Source organism: Sphingomonas sp. GC_Shp_3, assembly GCF_026540945.1.
Lineage (GTDB): Bacteria > Pseudomonadota > Alphaproteobacteria > Sphingomonadales > Sphingomonadaceae > Sphingomonas.
This window is the reverse complement of the sequence record NZ_JALNUT010000005.1, coordinates 109,647-125,808: the sequence shown is the minus strand read 5'-3', so window position 1 is coordinate 125,808 and position 16,162 is coordinate 109,647. Positions and strand designations below refer to the sequence as shown.

Here is a 16,162-nt window from a genome sequence, read left to right as displayed (position 1 = left end):
GTGCAAATGCCGCGCCAAGCGTGTACGGGTGTTCTCGTGACAACACTGCTCGCCATCTCTCTGTCCGCACTCGCCATGTCGGTGATCGTGGGACTGCGGTACCTGCTTGTCAGCGGCGCGTTCGCCGCGGCGACGCGGGCGCGCCATCCCGGATTGTACGCGGGGCTGAACACGCAGATCCGCCGCGAAATCGGCTGGAGCCTTGCTGCGGCCGTGATCTACGGTGTGCCCGCCGGGGTGGTCGCCTGGGGTTGGCGCGATCGCGGGTGGACGCGCATCTACGGCGACCTGCACGCTTTCCCGCTCTGGTATCTGCCGGTGTCGGTGCTGCTGTACATGTTCGCGCACGACACCTGGTTTTACTGGTCGCATCGCTGGATGCACCAGCCGAAATGGTTTCGCCGCGTCCATGCCGTTCACCATGCCAGCCGGCCGCCGACGGCTTGGGCGGCGATGGCGTTCTCGGTGTCCGAATCGCTGAGTGGGGCGCTGGTGGTGCCGTTGCTGGTGTTCGTGATCCCGATCCACCCGATCGGACTTGGCATCGTCCTGACCGTGATGACGGTGATGGGCGTCACCAATCATATGGGGTGGGAGATGTTCCCGCCGGTGCTGTGGCGTGGTCCGATCGGGCGCTGGATCATCACCGCGAGCCATCACCAGCGGCATCATGAGCATTACAAGGGTAATTACGGCCTGTATTTCCGGGTCTGGGACCGGCTGTGCGGCACCGATCTTGGCCTCGGCACCTTCGCGCGCGATCATGCGCGCGCTGCGTCCCGCACTGGCGGCGACCGCGCCGGTGATGCTGCCGGCGGCAACGCCCGTCACTAAACTCGCTCGACGTCGCGATAATCCACGCGAGAAATGGCGACGGCAAGCTCGATACGGTGGTGGGCGCCGTGAAGCGGAAACAGATGAAAATGCGTTATCTGCTGTAACCGCACGCGCGCTGGCCGATCGACACAGTTCGCGCGGCGCTTCACGCAGAGGCTGTCGTCCGCAATCGTAGTATCACGTCTCGACGGGCGGCGGCGTTTTCTTGGCCGCCGTCCAGGTGGTCAGCGCCCGCGCATGCGGCGTCAGGGGCGTCGGAATTTGTAGACGAACTGATCGGTCTTGCCACGGATCGCCGGGTCGAACACCTTCAGCGTATGATCGTCGGCCGGGTTCGCCAGCGCCTTGGATTCGCCGACGAACGTGAAGCCCGCGTTGGTCACCTCGCGCTTGACGACAGCCGGGTCGATCCGGTGCAGCGTTTCGGTATCCGCAAGGCCGGAGCCTGTCGGCGCGGCATGATCGACCACGACGTAGATGCCACCGGGCTTCAGCGCCTTGAACACCGCCGCGTTGAATGCGCCGAGTGTTGCTTCGCCGCCGCCGTTGTTGGCGAGATCGTGGTAGTTCTGGACCGTCCAGACGAGATCGACCGGCTTGGTGACGGTGATGATCGCCGGATCGACCGCGACGGTAACGTTGGCGAGGTTCTTTGCCTGAAGCGCCGCCACACCCTTCGCCCCGTAAGCGGCGGCAGCCTTAGGCCACACCGCATAGACGTGCCCGCTCGGGCCGACGACACCGGTGAAGATCCGCGTCCAATAGCCGCCGCCCGGCAGCACGTCGACGATCTGCTGGCCGGGTTTCACCCCAGCGAACGCCAGCAACTCCGCTGGTTTGCGGTGTGCATCATCCGGCTGCTGATCGGCACGCGCGGGATCGGCGAGCGCCTTCTGGATCGCGGGCGATACCACTGGTGCAGCGAGGATTGCCCCCGGTACGAACGCGGCGACGGCGGCGAGAGCAAGGTAACGCATCGGCTGATCCTCTTATGGTTCGCCGCACTGTATCGAGCCTGCGCGACTCCGCAATGACTGCGGGTCGCGCAGGCGCTTAAACGTCGAGATTGGCGACGTTGAGCGCATTCTCCTGGATGAACTCGCGGCGCGGTTCGACCACGTCGCCCATCAGCCGGGTGAAGATCTCGTCCGCGACATCGGCCTGTTCGACCTCGACGCGCAGCATCGAGCGGACCTGCGGGTCGAGCGTGGTTTCCCAAAGCTGTTCCGGGTTCATCTCGCCGAGACCCTTGTAGCGCTGGATCGCCAGCCCCTTGCGACCGGCGGCGAGAACCGCCTCTAGCAACTGCGAGGGCCGTGCCACCATCGACTCGCCTTTGCCGATCGCGATCGGCGCGGCGGTTTCGGCGTTGTCCTCCTCCTCGGGCGCAGCATCCGCGTCCGCCTCGGCGGCGGTTGCCGCAGCCGCGGCGGCGCGCGACGGCACCAGCCGCGCGGTCTGCGTGTAATCCTCCGCATTCTCGGCAGCGAGCGCGTGCAGCTTGCGCGCCTCGGCAGAAATCAGGAACGCCGCCTCGAGAATGTGGTGATCGGTCACACCGCGCCACAGTCGCTTGAAATGAATGCCACCTTCCTCGCTGACGTCGGCTGACCAGCGCGCCTCGGGATCGGCGGCGTCGAGACCCTGCACGACGGTCGCGACGAGCGCACCACGCGCCGCCACGTCGAGGGTAGGATCGAACGCGCCACCCATTGCCAGCGCCTCCACGATGGTCTGATCGTAACGGCGCGGCACGTAGCGCATGAGAGTGCGCATCCGCCGGGCATGATCGACCAGACTGCGCAGATCCGCGCCCGAACGCGTGCCGCCGGCAGCCCCTTCCAGCACCGTCGAGGCAACGCCGTTCTCGACCAGATATTCGTCGAGCGCGGGATCGTCCTTGAGGTATACTTCCGACCGCCCGCGCGTCGCTTTGTAGAGCGGCGGCTGCGCGATGTAGAGATGCCCCTGCGTGATGATCTCGGGCATCTGCCGGTAGAAGAACGTCAGCAACAGCGTGCGGATATGCGCGCCATCGACGTCCGCGTCGGTCATGATGACGATCTTGTGGTAGCGCAGCTTGTCGATCTTGAAGTCGTCGCGGCCGATACCGGTGCCCATCGCCTGGATGAGCGTGCCGATCTCGCGGCTCGATAGCATCCGGTCGAAGCGCGCGCGTTCAACGTTGAGGATCTTGCCCCTGAGCGGCAAGATCGCCTGGAAATGCCGGTCACGGCCCTGCTTGGCGGAACCACCGGCCGAATCGCCCTCGACCAGGAACAGTTCGGATTTGGCGGGATCCCGCTCCTGACAATCGGCGAGCTTGCCGGGCAGCGAGGCGATATCCATCACGCCCTTGCGCCGGGTGAGCTCGCGCGCCTTCTTGGCGGCTTCGCGTGCGGCGGCGGCGTCGATGATCTTGAGCACGATAGACTTGCCGTGCGCCGGGTTCTCCTCGAGCCATTCGGCGAGCTTGTCCGCCATCAGCGATTCGAGTGGTTGGCGGACTTCCGACGAGACGAGCTTGTCCTTGGTCTGCGACGAAAACTTCGGATCGGGCAGCTTGACCGAGACGATCGCGGTCAATCCCTCACGCATGTCGTCGCCGGTGAGCGAGACCTTCTCCTTCTTCAACATGCCGGATTTCTCGGCATAGTTGTTGAGCGTGCGGGTCAGCGCTGCGCGGAATGCGGCAAGATGCGTGCCGCCATCGCGCTGCGGGATGTTGTTGGTGAAGCACAGCACGTTTTCGTAATACGAATCGTTCCACTCCAGCGCGACGTCGATCGTCACGTCGTCGCGGGTGCCGGAGATCGCCACCGGCTCGGGCATCAGCGGCTGCTTGTTGCGGTCGAGATACTTCACGAACGCGGCAATGCCGCCCTCGTAGAACAGCTCGACCGTCTTGCTTTCCTCGTGCCGCGCATCGGTGAGGAACAGCCGCACGCCCGAGTTGAGAAACGCCAGTTCGCGGTAGCGATGCTCGAGCTTTTCGAAGTCGAAATCGGTGATTTTGAAGGTGGCGGGCGACGGAAAGAACGTCACCTTGGTGCCCTTCTTGCCATTGGCGTCACTGACGACCTTCAAGGGGGCGACCGCATCGCCGAATGCGAAGCGCATATAATGCTCCTGCCCGTCGCGCCAGATCGTCAGATCGAGCCACTCCGACAGCGCGTTGACTACCGACACGCCGACGCCGTGCAGACCGCCCGACACCTTGTAGGCGTTGTCGTCCGAGGTGTTCTCGAACTTACCGCCGGCGTGGAGCTGGGTCATGATGACCTCGGCCGCCGAGACGCCTTCTTCCGAGTGGATGCCGGTCGGGATGCCGCGGCCGTTATCCTCGACCGAGACCGAGCCGTCCGCGTTGAGCGTGATGTCGATCCGGTCGCAATGCCCGGCCAGCGCCTCGTCAATCGCATTGTCCGACACCTCGAACACCATGTGATGCAGGCCGGAGCCGTCATCGGTGTCACCGATATACATGCCGGGGCGCTTGCGGACCGCATCGAGGCCCTTGAGCACCTTGATGGAGTCGGCGCCATAATCGTTCTGATTGGAAGCTGCGGGTATGGGTGTCGTCATGGTGAGGATATAGGGATTCGCGCGTCCAAACGGAAGCAAAATGGGCGAGTCGCGGGACCGCGCGTCAGGCGAGCAACGCGGCGACCTCGGTAAAGTCGGCCGCGATCGCCGCGACACCAAGCGCGCGGAGCCGCTCGGCATGATCGGGCGCGCAGTGGCTGCCGCCGCAGAAGCCGATCACATACCCGCCCGAGGCCACCGCTCCGGTTGCGCCAACGACCGAATCCTCGAGAATTGCGGCCCGCGTAATATCCACGCCGATCGCGCGCGCTGCGTGGAGGTACAGATCGGGCGCGGGCTTCCCATGGGCGACATGCTCCTTGCCGGAGTAGATGTGGTCGCCAAATGCATCGCGCAGGCCGATATGATCGAGATGCCGCGCGATCCACGCGGTCGAACTGGACGAAGCGATCGCCTTAGGCAAGTCGGCGGGCAGTGCGCGCACGAACGCGACTGCGCCGGCGACGGCGTCGATGCCTTGCGACATCACGCGTGCATCCTCCTCCGCCCGCGCGGCGTAGAAATCCTCACCGAGCGGCTGGCCGATATGCGTTTCGATCGCGTCGATGAAGCTGCGTCCCGACAACCCCATGAAGCGTGTCATCGCCTCCTGCCGCGACATCGCATGGCCGATGCCGGTGAGATAGTCCGCGAGATGCGCGTTGCCGAGCGCCTCACTGTCGATCAACACGCCGTCGAAATCGAAGATCAGCGCATCGAACTTGCCGGACAGCAGCCCGGAAGGCTGATGGCCTTTGCTGCGCGCGTCGAACGTCATGCCCGTGCTCCGAACAGCGCGCTGCCGACGCGGACGTGGGTTGCGCCGAGCGTCACCGCCGTTTCAAAGTCGGACGACATGCCCATGCTGAGGCCGGTAAGATCATGATCGCGCGCCAGTTTGGCGAGCAAGGCGAAGTACGGCGCCGGCTCGACATCGGCGGGCGGCACCGCCATCAACCCGACGACCGGCAACCCGGCAGCGCGCGCGGCGCCTAGCAAAGCAGGTAAATCCGCGACCGCACAGCCGCCCTTCTGCGGTTCGTCACCAATGTTGACCTGAAGGTAGCATTCGGGGCGTTTGCCCTGCTTTTCCATAGCCTTGGCCAGCGCGGTGACCAGCGACAGCCGGTCGACCGAGTGGATCGCATCGAACAGCGCAACCGCTTCATCGGCCTTGTTCGACTGGAGCTGCCCGACCAGATGCAGCGTCACATCCTGAAACCGCGCGCGCAGGGCGGGCCATTTCGCCTCGGCCTCCTGCACGCGGTTTTCACCGAACGCACGCTGACCCGCTTCGAGCAGCGGCACGATCGCTTCGGCGGGGTGGGTCTTGGAAATCCCGATCAGCGTCACCACGGCGGGTTCGCGGCGGGCGAGGCGCGCGCTTTGCGCGATTGCCTGGGTAATGGTCGCGAGCGCGGCGGCGGGATCGTCGGAAGGCATCGCCGGCGCTATAGGGTGCGACATGCCGCGCCGCCACCCCGTTCCCACGCTCTGGCTGATGACCGACGAGCGGCTGGGCGATGCGTTATGGGAGGCAGTTGCGCGGTTGCCGCGTGGGAGCGGCGTGGTGTTTCGCCACTATGCCACGCCACTCGCCGAACGCCGCGCCCTGTTTGCGCGATTGGCAACGCTGGCCCGGCGGCGTGGACTGGTGCTGCTGCGCGCAGGCCACGCCAGACTGGCGTGGCGGGAGGACGGCGTCCACAATGGCCTTGCCACGCACGGATTGTCGACCCGCTCTGCGCACCGCCGGTCCGACGCGGTCGCCGCATGTCGTGCCGGAGCGGACGCGGTAATGGTGTCGCCGGTCTTTCCGACACGGTCGCACCCCGGCGTGCGCGCGCTCGGCCCGACACGAGCGGCGGCGATCGGGCGGGGGCTGCCGATCGCTGCCATTGCATTAGGCGGGATGGATGGTGTTCGGTTCCGACGGCTGCGTCGCCTCGGCTTTCACGGCTGGGCTGCGATTGACGCCTGGAGCGTTGCTAATCGCGCGCAAACCCGACCGGCAACGCGAGGCTAATGCAGGGCTACGTCGTCTACGGTGGCGAAAGTCGTTGGCGATTCGCGCGGCGCGAACGGCAAAACAGTACCGCCTAGAAGCGGAAGGCGGTCCCGACGTAAACGGCCTGGCTGTCGCGCCGATCGACATTGAGGTCCGCCAGCCGGTCGCTGTGTTCGGCCTTGTAACGGACGCCGGCGGTAACGTCGAAGTTCCGCGTCAGCCGGTACGATCCACCTACGTCGAGCGAATAGGCCGGTGCCTCTTCGATCAGCTTCGGGCCACCCGGTAGCGGACGATCGCTTCCCGCCTTGACCTGACCGCTGAAGCGCTTGCCCGTGTAGCTCACCCCGACATCGGTAGCCTCGCGGCTGCCCGGCAGGCCGGCAAGATCGATCTTGGTCATATCACCCGATACGGCGAAACGCCGCCAACCGACCGCAACGCCGAGATTGTAGGCGATCGGTGCGAGCTGCACCGCCGCGACCGAAGCGCCGCTGGTCCGTTCCGCCGCCAGCACCCCACGCGAGGAACGCGCCTGCACGGCCACGGTCACGGCCCGGCTGCCTTCACGATGCGATTCGGCTGGCGTGAAGCGGAAACCCGCCGGATCGAGCCCGCCCTGCGCGAGCAGCGCGGCCAGCCGAGGATCGGCCGACGCGGGCGTGAACGCCCCGATACCGCCATAGACCGGCGCGGTCGTGCGGACCGCACGCAGCTTGGCATCATCCGATGCGCCGATTGCGGGCGCCACGGCGAGGCCGACGGCGATCAACGCCCCCACCCCTATTCCCGACAGCAGCCGAATCGAAATCACCGAACAGTCCCCGTTTCCCTTTGCCGGCAAAGCCTTGCGCTTACCCGCTCTTATAAGTTGGAACGCGCCTATCACGATTCCATTCCCGCCTGCCACTATACGGACGCAATTTATCCGGCATGTGGTTCCCGGGCCACAGGGTGCCGGTCGCGCTCGCGGCTTGCGGCGGGGCCGGTACATTCTATAGAGACAGGCTTCTTCATGACCACGCTCAGGAAACCGCCCATGTCCCGCCCGTTGCGCACCGCGATCGTGGTCTCGCTGCTTTTGTCGTCTGCCGCCTGCGCCCACAAGGGTGGTCATCCCAAATCGGCGGCATTGGCGCCGTCGAAGGTCACCACCATCGGCGTCAACGCCTATTTGTGGCGCGCCAGCCTCGACACGCTGAGCTTCATGCCGCTTCTCCAGACCGATTCCAACGGCGGCGTGATCGTCACCGACTGGTATGTAAACCCTGCCGCGCCGACCGAGCGGATGAAGGTAACGGTGACGATCCTCGACCAGGATCTGCGTGCCGATGGCCTCCGTGTCGCCGCGCTGCGCGAAGTCAACCAGAACGGCCAGTGGGTCGAATCGCCGGTGCAGGCCGCGACCGTGCAGAAGCTGGAAGACATCATTCTCACCCGCGCACGCGACCTGCGCCGAGCCGCGATCACGAACTGAACCGCCCCTAGCGGAGTACCAATACCATCATGTCACGCTTCAACAGCCTGAAGTCCGACGCGGCGTGGCAGGCGGCGTGGGACCAGCACCGTACCTTCGCCGCGCGCGACGATTCCTCTAAGCCGCGTAGCTATGTGCTTGAGATGTTTCCCTATCCTTCGGGGAAAATTCACATGGGGCACGTCCGCAACTATACGATGGGCGACGTGCTGGCGCGCTTCCGGCGCATGACCGGCCACGAAGTGCTCCACCCGATGGGCTGGGACGCATTCGGTATGCCGGCCGAAAACGCCGCGATGGAGAAGCACGTCCACCCCGGCGGCTGGACCCGCGACAACATCGCGACGATGAAGGCGCAGTTGAAGCGGCTGGGCTTCGCGCTCGATTGGAGCCGCGAGTTCGCCACCTGCGATCCTGAGTATTACGGGCAGGAGCAGGCGCTATTCCTGGATCTGTTCGCGCACGATCTCGTCTATCGCAAGGAATCGTCGGTCAACTGGGATCCGGTCGACATGACCGTGCTCGCCAACGAACAGGTGATCGATGGGCGCGGCTGGCGCTCGGGTGCTTTGGTCGAGCGGCGCAAGCTGTCGCAGTGGTTCCTGAAGATCACCGACTTTGCTGACGAGTTGCTCGCCGGTCTGGGTGAGCTTGAGCATTGGCCCGACAAGGTCAAGCTGATGCAGGAGAACTGGATCGGCAAGAGCCAGGGGTTACGTTTCACGTGGAACCTCAGCGACGGCGAACAGGTCGCGGTGTTCACCACCCGGCCTGATACGATCTTCGGCGCGAGTTTCGTCGCGGTGGCGGCGGATCACCCGATCGCGCAGAAGCTCAGCGCCGGAAACCCTGAGGTCACCGCATTCATCGAGCGGTGCAAACAGGGTGGCACCACCGCCGCCGAACTGGAAACGCAGGAGAAGCTCGGCTTCGACACCGGGCTGACCGCGACGCATCCGTTCGACCCCGACTGGCAGGTGCCGGTCTACATCGCCAACTTCGTGCTGATGGACTATGGCACCGGCGCGGTGTTCGGCGTGCCCGCGCACGACCAGCGCGATCTCGATTTCGCGCGTAAATACGACCTGCCGGTGCGCCGCGTTGTGGCGGAGGGTGACGACACCGCTCCGGTGTTCGTCGGCGACACCGCCTATACCGGGCCGGGTACGTTGGTGAACTCGCAGTTCCTTGACGGGCTTGAGATCGAGGATGCCAAGCGCACTGTTATCCAGCGCGCCGAGGCCGAAGGCTGGGGCACGGGGTCGACCGTGTTCCGCCTGCGCGACTGGGGCGTCAGCCGTCAGCGCTACTGGGGCACGCCGATCCCGATCATCCACTGCGACGCATGCGGCGCGGTGCCGGTGCCGCGCGAACAGTTGCCGGTCGTGCTGCCCGAGGACGTCAGCTTCGACATCCCCGGTAACCCGCTCGATCGCCATCCCACCTGGAAGCATGTCCCCTGCCCGTCCTGCGGTGGTGACGCACGGCGTGAGACCGATACGCTCGACACGTTCGTCGATTCGTCGTGGTACTTCATCCGTTTCGCCAGCCAACCGGGTGACAAGCCGTTCGACCGGGCGGCGGCGGAAAAATGGCTGCCGGTCGCGCAATATATCGGCGGGGTGGAGCATGCCATTCTCCACCTGCTCTATGCGCGGTTCTGGACGCGGGCGCTTAAGCATATCGGCATGCTCGACATCGCCGAGCCGTTTGCCGGATTGTTCACGCAAGGCATGGTGACGCACGCGAGTTACTACCAGCGGGGCCAAGAGCACGAACGGCCAACCTACTTCGAACCGTCGGCGATTTCACGCCGTGCGGACGGCACCGCCTTCGTCACCGATACGGGCGAGGATGTGATCGTCGGTCGCGTCGAAAAGATGTCGAAGTCGAAGAAGAACACCGTCGACCCGACCGAGATCGTCGATCAATACGGCGCCGATGCGGTGCGCTGGTTCGTGCTGTCCGACTCTCCGCCTGAACGCGATCTCGAGTGGAGCGAGGCCGGTATCGAAGGTTCGTGGCGGTTTGTGCAGCGGGTCTGGCGGGTGTTCGAGAATGAGGTGCCGCCGATCCCTGAAGGCGGAGACTTCAATTTCACAGCCGGTGACGACCTGCCGCTGCGCCGGCTGGTCCACCGCACCACCGATGCAGTCGCCAAGGCGATCGAGGGATTGCAGTTCAACAAGGCGGTCGCGGCGCTCTACACGCTGGCGAATGCGATTGAGAAGGCGCCCGCATCGCGCGACCGGCAGGACGCCGCGATGACCATGCTGCGGCTGGTCGCGCCGATGACGCCTCATATCGCGGAGGAACTATGGTCGATGGCGGGACAGGATGGCCTGATCGCCGACGCCGCCTGGCCGGAAGTCGACCCTGCCCTGCTTGTCGAGGATGAGGTGACGATCGCGATTCAGGTCAACGGCAAGCTGCGCGATACGCTCACCGCCGCCAAGGGCGCCGACAAGGCAACGCTGGAGGCAATGGCACGCGGATCCGAAAAGGTAATTGCCTTTTTGGAAGGCAAGGAGCCGCGCAAGGTCATCGTCGTGCCTGACCGCCTCGTGAACCTCGTCGCATGAGGGCGCGTGCCGCCGCTCTGTTGCTTGCGCTGGCGCTGCCGGGGTGTGGGCTGCATCCGCTGTACTCCGGCGGCAGCAGCGGGGCCGTCGCGACGATGCTGACCCGTGTCGAAGTCGCGCCGATCGCAGGCAAGTCCGGCTGGCTGATGTCCAATGCGCTACGCGATAAGCTGGCGGCAAATGGCGAGGCCCCGTTGTATCGGCTTGAGGTCCGCCTCGACGATAAGATCATCGGTCTGGGCGTGCGGAGCGATGACAGCGTGTCGCGTGAGCGGCGCACGCTGCGGGCGCGCTATCAACTGGTCGAGCTTGCCAAAGGTACCGTGGTGTTGGACGCGACAGCCGGATCGGATGCCGGCATCGACGTGGTCAATTCCGAATACGCCACGATCGCGGCGGAAAACACGGCTTTGGAAAACCTCTCGGCCATCGTCGCAGATCAGATCGTGTCGCGCGTCGCGCTGTACGCCGAACACGCGCCCGCATCCGAGCCGTGAAGGCAAACGCCAACCAGATACGCACCGCCATCGACGCGGTTAGCCCCGACGTTCGCTTGTATCTCTTCCATGGACCCGACGAGTCTGGCGCACGCGAGCTGGCGGCACGGCTCGGGCGTGCGCTTGGCCCGGAAGCTGAACGGATCGATCTCGAACCGGCTCAACTGCGCAGTAATCCCGGGCTACTTGCCGATGAGGCGGCAGCGCTGTCGTTATTCGGCGGCGCACGCCATATCCGGGTCGCCGGCGCGGGCGAGGAAAGCCTCGAAGCGCTGACGCTGCTTTTGGACGCTGATCGGAGCGGCAACCCGGTGGTGGTGCTCGCCCCAACGCTCAAGGCCACGGCCAAAGTCGTCAAGCTTGCACTCGCCCACCAATGCGCGATGTGTCTGGCCTGCTACCTGCCAGAAGGTGGTGATGCCGATCGCCTCGCGACCGCGATCGCGCGTGAGCATGGCCTGCGAACGACCGGCGGCACTGCCGCAAGGCTCGCAGCGGCGAGCGGTGGCGATCGCGCCGTGATGACACGTGAGCTCGAAAAGCTTGCGTTGTATCTTGACGCGGCGCCGGAGCGGCCACGAGAACTGGACGATGCCGCCTTGGACGCAGTCGGCGCCAATCTTGGCGACAGCGAGATGTCGCGCGCGATCGAGGCTGCGCTTGACGGTTATCCCGACACGCTCGCCGACGAACTCGCCGGCCTTGCGGAAGCGGGCGTATCGCCGATCCCGGTGTTGCGCCAACTCGCCCGCCGCCTGATCGCGCTAGCCGAGATGCAGGCGGACATCGACGCCGGTGCAGACCCGAAGGCGCTGATCGAGCGCGTGTTCTTCCGCGAGCGGGCTAGCACGACGCGTGCGCTACGGCTGTGGGATACTGCCCGGATCAGCGACGCGATCGAGCGGATCCGCCAAGCCGAGCGTGCGATCATGTTGCCGAACAATCCCGGAAACGTGGTCGCCGATGCTGCGATGACGGTCATCGCAAGGATGGCGGCCCGGCAACGTTGAACGTTAGATCCGCTCGCCGCTGAGGCGCTGGCACAGCATATCGAGTTGATCGAGAGTCGAGAAGCCGAGCGTCAACGAACCTCCCTTGGCACCATAAGCGATCCGCACCGACAGCCCGAGCAGATCGCCAAGCTGATGCTCGAGCGCGCTGAGATCCGCATCGCGCTCGCCACTACCGTGACCACGCACCCGCGCAGTTTCAGGCTTCACCGTCCGCGCGAGCTTCTCGGTATCTCGGACCGATAGCCCTTTGGCGACAACCTGGTCGGCCAGCGCCTCAACGTCAGGCGCGCCGATCAGCGCGCGGGCATGGCCCATGCTGATCGCGCCATCGACGACACGATCTTGCACCGGTTTCGGCAGTTCCAGCAGGCGCAGCAGATTGGCGATATGGCTGCGCGACTTGTGGACGATCTTGCCGAGCGCTTCTTGCGTGTGGCCGAAGTCGGCGAGCAGGCGCTGATACGCCTCCGCTTCTTCGATCGCGTTGAGATCCTGGCGCTGGATGTTTTCGATCAGCGCGACCTCCAGCGTCTCGGTATCGCTAAAGTCGCGCACGATCACCGGGACTTCGTGCAGCCGTGCACGTTGCGCAGCGCGCCAACGGCGTTCGCCCGCGACGATCTGATAGCCTGTGCCATGCGGCCGCACCACAATCGGTTGGATCAATCCGCGTGCGCCGATCGATTCCGCCAGTTCGTCCAGCGCCTCCTCCTTGAAGTGACGACGCGGCTGGCCCGGGTGCGGTGCAATCGACCCCACCGGGAGCATGCGCACCCCTTGCGCGACCGGTTGGCTCGCGCCGACCGGCTGTTCGCGCGTCATCTCGCCCATCAGGGCACCCAAGCCGCGGCCTAGGCCTGATCGACCCTTGGGACGGCTGATCGGTGTGGTGCTGTCGCTCATGCCGCGGCTTTGGTCGAGTGGTCAGGTGTGAAGGAGTCGGGCAACCGCGTCAGCAACTCACGAGCAAGCGCGATATAGGCCTCCGACCCCGAACAGCGGAAATCATAGATCAGGGCGGGCAAACCATGACTGGGTGCCTCGGACAAGCGCACGTTACGCGGAATGACGGTGTCGAAGACGACGCGGCCAAGCACAGCGCGCACATCCGCTGAAACCTGTTCGGTAAGACGGTTGCGGCGATCATACATGGTGAGCGCAACGCCGATGATCGACAGACCGGGGTTGAACCGCTCCCGAATACGTTCGACCGTATTGAGCAACTGGCTTAGCCCTTCCAACGCGAAGAACTCGCACTGCAACGGCACGAGCAGCGAATTAGAAGCCACCATCGCATTCAGCGTGAGCAGGCCCAACGACGGCGGACAGTCGATCAGCACCACGTCCCAGCGCTGATCCGAACGGCTGATCGCGCGGCTGAGCCGGTGCGTGCGCTCCTCATACTCGACCAGTTCGATCTCCGCTCCGGAGAGATCTACGGTAGCGGGCACCAGATCAAGACCAGGAACACAGGTGCCGATGACCGCTTTTTGCAGCGGCACCTCGCCCAGCAGGACATCGTAGATGGAGCACTCACGCTCGTTCCGGCCAACGCCGAGCCCGGTCGAGGCATTGCCCTGCGGATCGATATCGATCAGCAACACGCGCTTGCCCGTCGCAGCGAGTGCGGTGCCAAGATTGATTGCGGTGGTCGTTTTCCCCACACCACCTTTTTGGTTGGCGACCGTTATGACTTGCATCGACGCGCCACTCCTCGTGCTACCACGATCAGAGATTCTGTGTTGGTAAGGCTCTGTTCCACGTGAAACGCTCCATGCCATGCATGCCGGGCGATTGCCACCTCTTCACGCGCCGACTGGCCCTTTGGCAGCAACCATAGAGTGTCTGGGGCAGCACAGTATGATGCCGCGCCAAACAGATCGATCAGCGGCGCAACGGCACGGGCGGAGATCACCGTTGCCCGTTCACGGACGGTTTCAACTTTGCTAGCGATCACCGTCACCCGGCTTTCGAGGCCTAGACTTTGCGCTGTCTCTTGCAGGAACGCGACACGACGCTTGCGCGGTTCGACGAGCAGCACGGGCCGGTCTGTCAGTGCTGCTACAACCAATCCGGGGAAGCCGGCGCCGCTGCCGATATCGAGCCACGTCCCAGACTGCCCTTCCGCGAAGCCAATCAACTGCGCTGAGTCTACGACGTGGCGAGCCCAGATCGTCTCCAGAGTCGAACGCGCGACTAGGTTTTGTTGCCCAGCCTCCGCTTCGACAAGCGCGACCAACCGCTCCATCTGATGCTGTGCCGTCGAACCGAACCGCTGTACGATCCAATTTCGTGCTTCCTCTTCCGTCATGCTGCCTGCCGCCCGCGCGCGTGCAACAGGATTGCGGCGAGCGCAGCTGGGGTGATCCCGCGCAGTCTGCTGGCCTGTCCTAAGGTTGCCGGACAGGCTTTGCTCAAACGCTCTACCATCTCGTTCGATAACCCTGGGATCGCCGCATAATCCAGATCGGCAGCGAGGCTGACGGTGTCGTTTTGCCGGACTTGCGCGACTTCCTGCTCCTGCCGTGCGAGGTAAGGCGCATACCGCACGTCCTCGATAACCTCCCCCAACAGGTTCGCATCAGTACCGGTGAGGAGGTCCGCCGCGACATGTTGGACAGTCACGCCCGCAATGCGCAGCCATTCTGCGCCAGAACGCTTGTGCGGCCCGGCGCTGACAGGAGCGCCGCGTGCGATGAGATCCGCAGGCGATGCCGGTTGCTCTAAACGCTCCATAATCTCGCCACGCGCTTCGTCACGTTGACGCATACGTTTTAGCCGCGCTGCACCAAGACACCCTGCAGCAGCCGCGATCGGGTTCAACCGCGTCTCGGCATTGTCCGCGCGCAATCGTAGCCGATACTCCGCACGCGCGGTCAGCATTCGGTACGGTTCTGTCACACCTTGCAGCACAAGATCGTCGATCATCACGCCCAGGTAGCTGCTGGCGCGATCCAGCACGACCGGCGCAAGCTCCAGTGCGTGTGCGGCTGCGTTGATCCCGGCGAGCAGACCCTGCCCCGCTGCCTCCTCATAGCCGGTGGTGCCGTTGATCTGCCCACAGCAAAACACACCGGAGATCGCGCGCAACTCAAGGTTCGGCGCGAGCGCGCGGGGGTCGACGTAATCATATTCTACCGCATAGCCCGGCGTCAGAATGCGCGCTCGCTCCAGCCCCGCGATCGACGCGATCAGCGCGGTTTGTACGTCGAGAGGAAGGGATGTCGAAATTCCATTGGGATAGATGACGGGATCATCCAAACCCTCCGGCTCCAGGAAAATCTGATGACCTTCGCGATCGCCAAAGCGATGGATCTTGTCCTCGATCGACGGGCAATAACGCGGTCCCACTCCTGCAATCGCGCCGCCAAACAAGGGTGAGCGATCGAGGCCCGCGCGGATGATGTCGTGCGTCGTCGTGTTGGTCCGCGTGATCGCACAGTGCAGTTGCGGCAGAACGCGCGCGGTCGTGAGCGGCGACATTGTCCAAGGTTCGGCGTCGCTTGGCTGCTGGTCGAGCCTCACCCAGTCGATCGTGCGACCATCGAGACGCGGCGGCGTACCGGTCTTCAGGCGTGCCATCGGTAGGCCGGCGCCACGAAGCTGCTCAGCCAAAAGGCTTGCTGCACCTTCATCGATACGGCCCCCCGTGGCGCGCTCTTCGCCGCGGAAGATCCTACCGCCCAGGAAGGTGCCGGTCGCCAAAACAACCGAACGCGCAACGAGGGAGCTATCATCAGCCAGCGCTACCCCGGTGACGCGGTTCCCTTGCGTAACGAGCGCAGCGGCTTCGCCGGCGACGATCGTAAGGTTAGGTTGCTCCGCCAGCATGTGCTGGATCGCCGCGGCATAGCGCCGCCGATCGGCCTGAATGCGTGGCCCCTGCACCGCCAGCCCTTTGCTGCGGTTGAGCATGCGGTAATGCAGTCCCGCCGCGTCGGCCGCACGGGCAATCAACCCGTCGAACGCATCGACTTCGCGGACCAGATGGCCTTTGCCCAGTCCGCCGATCGCGGGGTTACAGGACATCGCGCCGATCTTAGTCGGATCGAAACTCACCAGCGCGGTACGCGCACCACGCCGCGCAGCCGCAGCGGCTGCTTCGGTCCCGGCATGGCCGCCACCGATGACGATCACGTCAAATCTGCTCATGCCGTCTCGCT

At 64.7% G+C, this 16,162-nt stretch carries 15 protein-coding genes; 6 read left to right on the top strand and 9 right to left on the bottom strand.

Features of this window, described 5'->3' with window-relative positions:
* Positions 1-36: 36 nt before the first annotated feature.
* Positions 37-834, top strand: a complete 798-nt coding sequence (locus OXR00_RS12300) for a sterol desaturase family protein (protein WP_267388496.1) — start codon at positions 37-39, stop codon at positions 832-834.
* A 248-nt stretch (positions 835-1,082) separates the two neighbouring features.
* On the opposite strand, the gene OXR00_RS12295 is transcribed toward OXR00_RS12300, so the two are convergent.
* The 4 genes from OXR00_RS12295 to OXR00_RS12280 form a co-directional block, all read right to left on the bottom strand.
* A complete protein-coding gene (locus OXR00_RS12295) occupies positions 1,083-1,814 on the bottom strand; it encodes a methyltransferase (RefSeq protein ID WP_267388495.1) in 732 nt (243 codons plus the stop codon).
* A gap of 76 nt (positions 1,815-1,890) precedes the next feature.
* Positions 1,891-4,422, bottom strand: a complete 2,532-nt coding sequence (gene gyrB, locus OXR00_RS12290; protein WP_267388494.1) for a DNA topoisomerase (ATP-hydrolyzing) subunit B — start codon at positions 4,420-4,422, stop codon at positions 1,891-1,893.
* Between the two features lie 64 nt (positions 4,423-4,486).
* Positions 4,487-5,200, bottom strand: coding sequence for an HAD family phosphatase (locus OXR00_RS12285; RefSeq protein ID WP_267388493.1), 714 nt, complete (start codon positions 5,198-5,200; stop codon positions 4,487-4,489).
* Positions 5,197-5,865, bottom strand: coding sequence for a YggS family pyridoxal phosphate-dependent enzyme (locus OXR00_RS12280; RefSeq protein WP_267388575.1), 669 nt, complete (start codon positions 5,863-5,865; stop codon positions 5,197-5,199). Before OXR00_RS12280 ends, OXR00_RS12285 begins: the two co-directional genes overlap by 4 nt.
* Positions 5,866-5,887: 22 nt before the next feature.
* Between OXR00_RS12280 and OXR00_RS12275 the strand changes: the two genes are divergently transcribed.
* Positions 5,888-6,448 (top strand): thiamine phosphate synthase, encoded by a 561-nt coding sequence (locus OXR00_RS12275; protein WP_267388492.1) that lies wholly within the window; start codon positions 5,888-5,890, stop codon positions 6,446-6,448.
* Positions 6,449-6,521: 73 nt separating this feature from the next.
* On the opposite strand, the gene OXR00_RS12270 is transcribed toward OXR00_RS12275, so the two are convergent.
* Complete coding sequence (locus tag OXR00_RS12270) at positions 6,522-7,244, bottom strand: hypothetical protein (protein WP_346732001.1); 723 nt, start codon at positions 7,242-7,244, stop codon at positions 6,522-6,524.
* Positions 7,245-7,469: 225 nt separating this feature from the next.
* Between OXR00_RS12270 and OXR00_RS12265 the strand changes: the two genes are divergently transcribed.
* The 4 genes from OXR00_RS12265 to holA are packed head-to-tail and all read left to right on the top strand — an operon-like array spanning position 7,470 to position 11,996.
* Positions 7,470-7,907, top strand: coding sequence for a DUF3576 domain-containing protein (locus tag OXR00_RS12265; protein WP_267388491.1), 438 nt, complete (start codon positions 7,470-7,472; stop codon positions 7,905-7,907).
* Positions 7,908-7,933: 26 nt separating this feature from the next.
* Positions 7,934-10,489: a leucine--tRNA ligase gene (gene leuS, locus OXR00_RS12260; RefSeq protein ID WP_267388571.1), complete on the top strand. Its 2,556-nt coding sequence runs from the start codon at positions 7,934-7,936 to the stop codon at positions 10,487-10,489.
* On the top strand, positions 10,486-10,986 hold the full coding sequence (gene lptE, locus OXR00_RS12255; RefSeq protein ID WP_267388490.1) for an LPS assembly lipoprotein LptE: 501 nt from the start codon (positions 10,486-10,488) through the stop codon (positions 10,984-10,986). Before leuS ends, lptE begins: the two co-directional genes overlap by 4 nt.
* Complete coding sequence (gene holA, locus OXR00_RS12250; protein ID WP_267388489.1) at positions 10,983-11,996, top strand: DNA polymerase III subunit delta; 1,014 nt, start codon at positions 10,983-10,985, stop codon at positions 11,994-11,996. The genes lptE and holA overlap by 4 nt, the downstream gene beginning before the upstream one ends.
* Before the next feature lie 3 nt (positions 11,997-11,999).
* On the opposite strand, the gene OXR00_RS12245 is transcribed toward holA, so the two are convergent.
* The 4 genes from OXR00_RS12245 to mnmG are packed head-to-tail and all read right to left on the bottom strand — an operon-like array spanning position 12,000 to position 16,151.
* Positions 12,000-12,902: a ParB/RepB/Spo0J family partition protein gene (locus OXR00_RS12245; RefSeq protein WP_267388488.1), complete on the bottom strand. Its 903-nt coding sequence runs from the start codon at positions 12,900-12,902 to the stop codon at positions 12,000-12,002.
* On the bottom strand, positions 12,899-13,699 hold the full coding sequence (locus OXR00_RS12240) for an AAA family ATPase (protein WP_242152331.1): 801 nt from the start codon (positions 13,697-13,699) through the stop codon (positions 12,899-12,901). The genes OXR00_RS12245 and OXR00_RS12240 overlap by 4 nt, the downstream gene beginning before the upstream one ends.
* Positions 13,687-14,310 (bottom strand): 16S rRNA (guanine(527)-N(7))-methyltransferase RsmG, encoded by a 624-nt coding sequence (locus OXR00_RS12235; protein WP_267388487.1) that lies wholly within the window; start codon positions 14,308-14,310, stop codon positions 13,687-13,689. The genes OXR00_RS12240 and OXR00_RS12235 overlap by 13 nt, the downstream gene beginning before the upstream one ends.
* Positions 14,307-16,151 (bottom strand): tRNA uridine-5-carboxymethylaminomethyl(34) synthesis enzyme MnmG, encoded by a 1,845-nt coding sequence (mnmG, locus tag OXR00_RS12230; RefSeq protein ID WP_267388486.1) that lies wholly within the window; start codon positions 16,149-16,151, stop codon positions 14,307-14,309. Before mnmG ends, OXR00_RS12235 begins: the two co-directional genes overlap by 4 nt.
* Positions 16,152-16,162 lie beyond the last annotated feature (11 nt).

Bases quoted from the DNA above. Each gene is read 5' to 3' on its own strand.
- OXR00_RS12265 (WP_267388491.1), top strand. From the start codon at position 7,470: ATGTCCCGCCCGTTGCGCACCGCGATCGTGGTCTCGCTGCTTTTGTCG.
- lptE (WP_267388490.1), top strand. From the start codon at position 10,486: ATGAGGGCGCGTGCCGCCGCTCTGTTGCTTGCGCTGGCGCTGCCGGGG.
- OXR00_RS12295 (WP_267388495.1), bottom strand. From the start codon at position 1,814: ATGCGTTACCTTGCTCTCGCCGCCGTCGCCGCGTTCGTACCGGGGGCA.
- OXR00_RS12280 (WP_267388575.1), bottom strand. From the start codon at position 5,865: ATGCCTTCCGACGATCCCGCCGCCGCGCTCGCGACCATTACCCAGGCA.
- OXR00_RS12245 (WP_267388488.1), bottom strand. From the start codon at position 12,902: ATGAGCGACAGCACCACACCGATCAGCCGTCCCAAGGGTCGATCAGGC.
- OXR00_RS12235 (WP_267388487.1), bottom strand. From the start codon at position 14,310: ATGACGGAAGAGGAAGCACGAAATTGGATCGTACAGCGGTTCGGTTCG.
- gyrB (WP_267388494.1), bottom strand. From the start codon at position 4,422: ATGACGACACCCATACCCGCAGCTTCCAATCAGAACGATTATGGCGCC.
- OXR00_RS12275 (WP_267388492.1), top strand. From the start codon at position 5,888: ATGCCGCGCCGCCACCCCGTTCCCACGCTCTGGCTGATGACCGACGAG.
- mnmG (WP_267388486.1), bottom strand. From the start codon at position 16,151: ATGAGCAGATTTGACGTGATCGTCATCGGTGGCGGCCATGCCGGGACC.
- OXR00_RS12240 (WP_242152331.1), bottom strand. From the start codon at position 13,699: ATGCAAGTCATAACGGTCGCCAACCAAAAAGGTGGTGTGGGGAAAACG.
- OXR00_RS12285 (WP_267388493.1), bottom strand. From the start codon at position 5,200: ATGACGTTCGACGCGCGCAGCAAAGGCCATCAGCCTTCCGGGCTGCTG.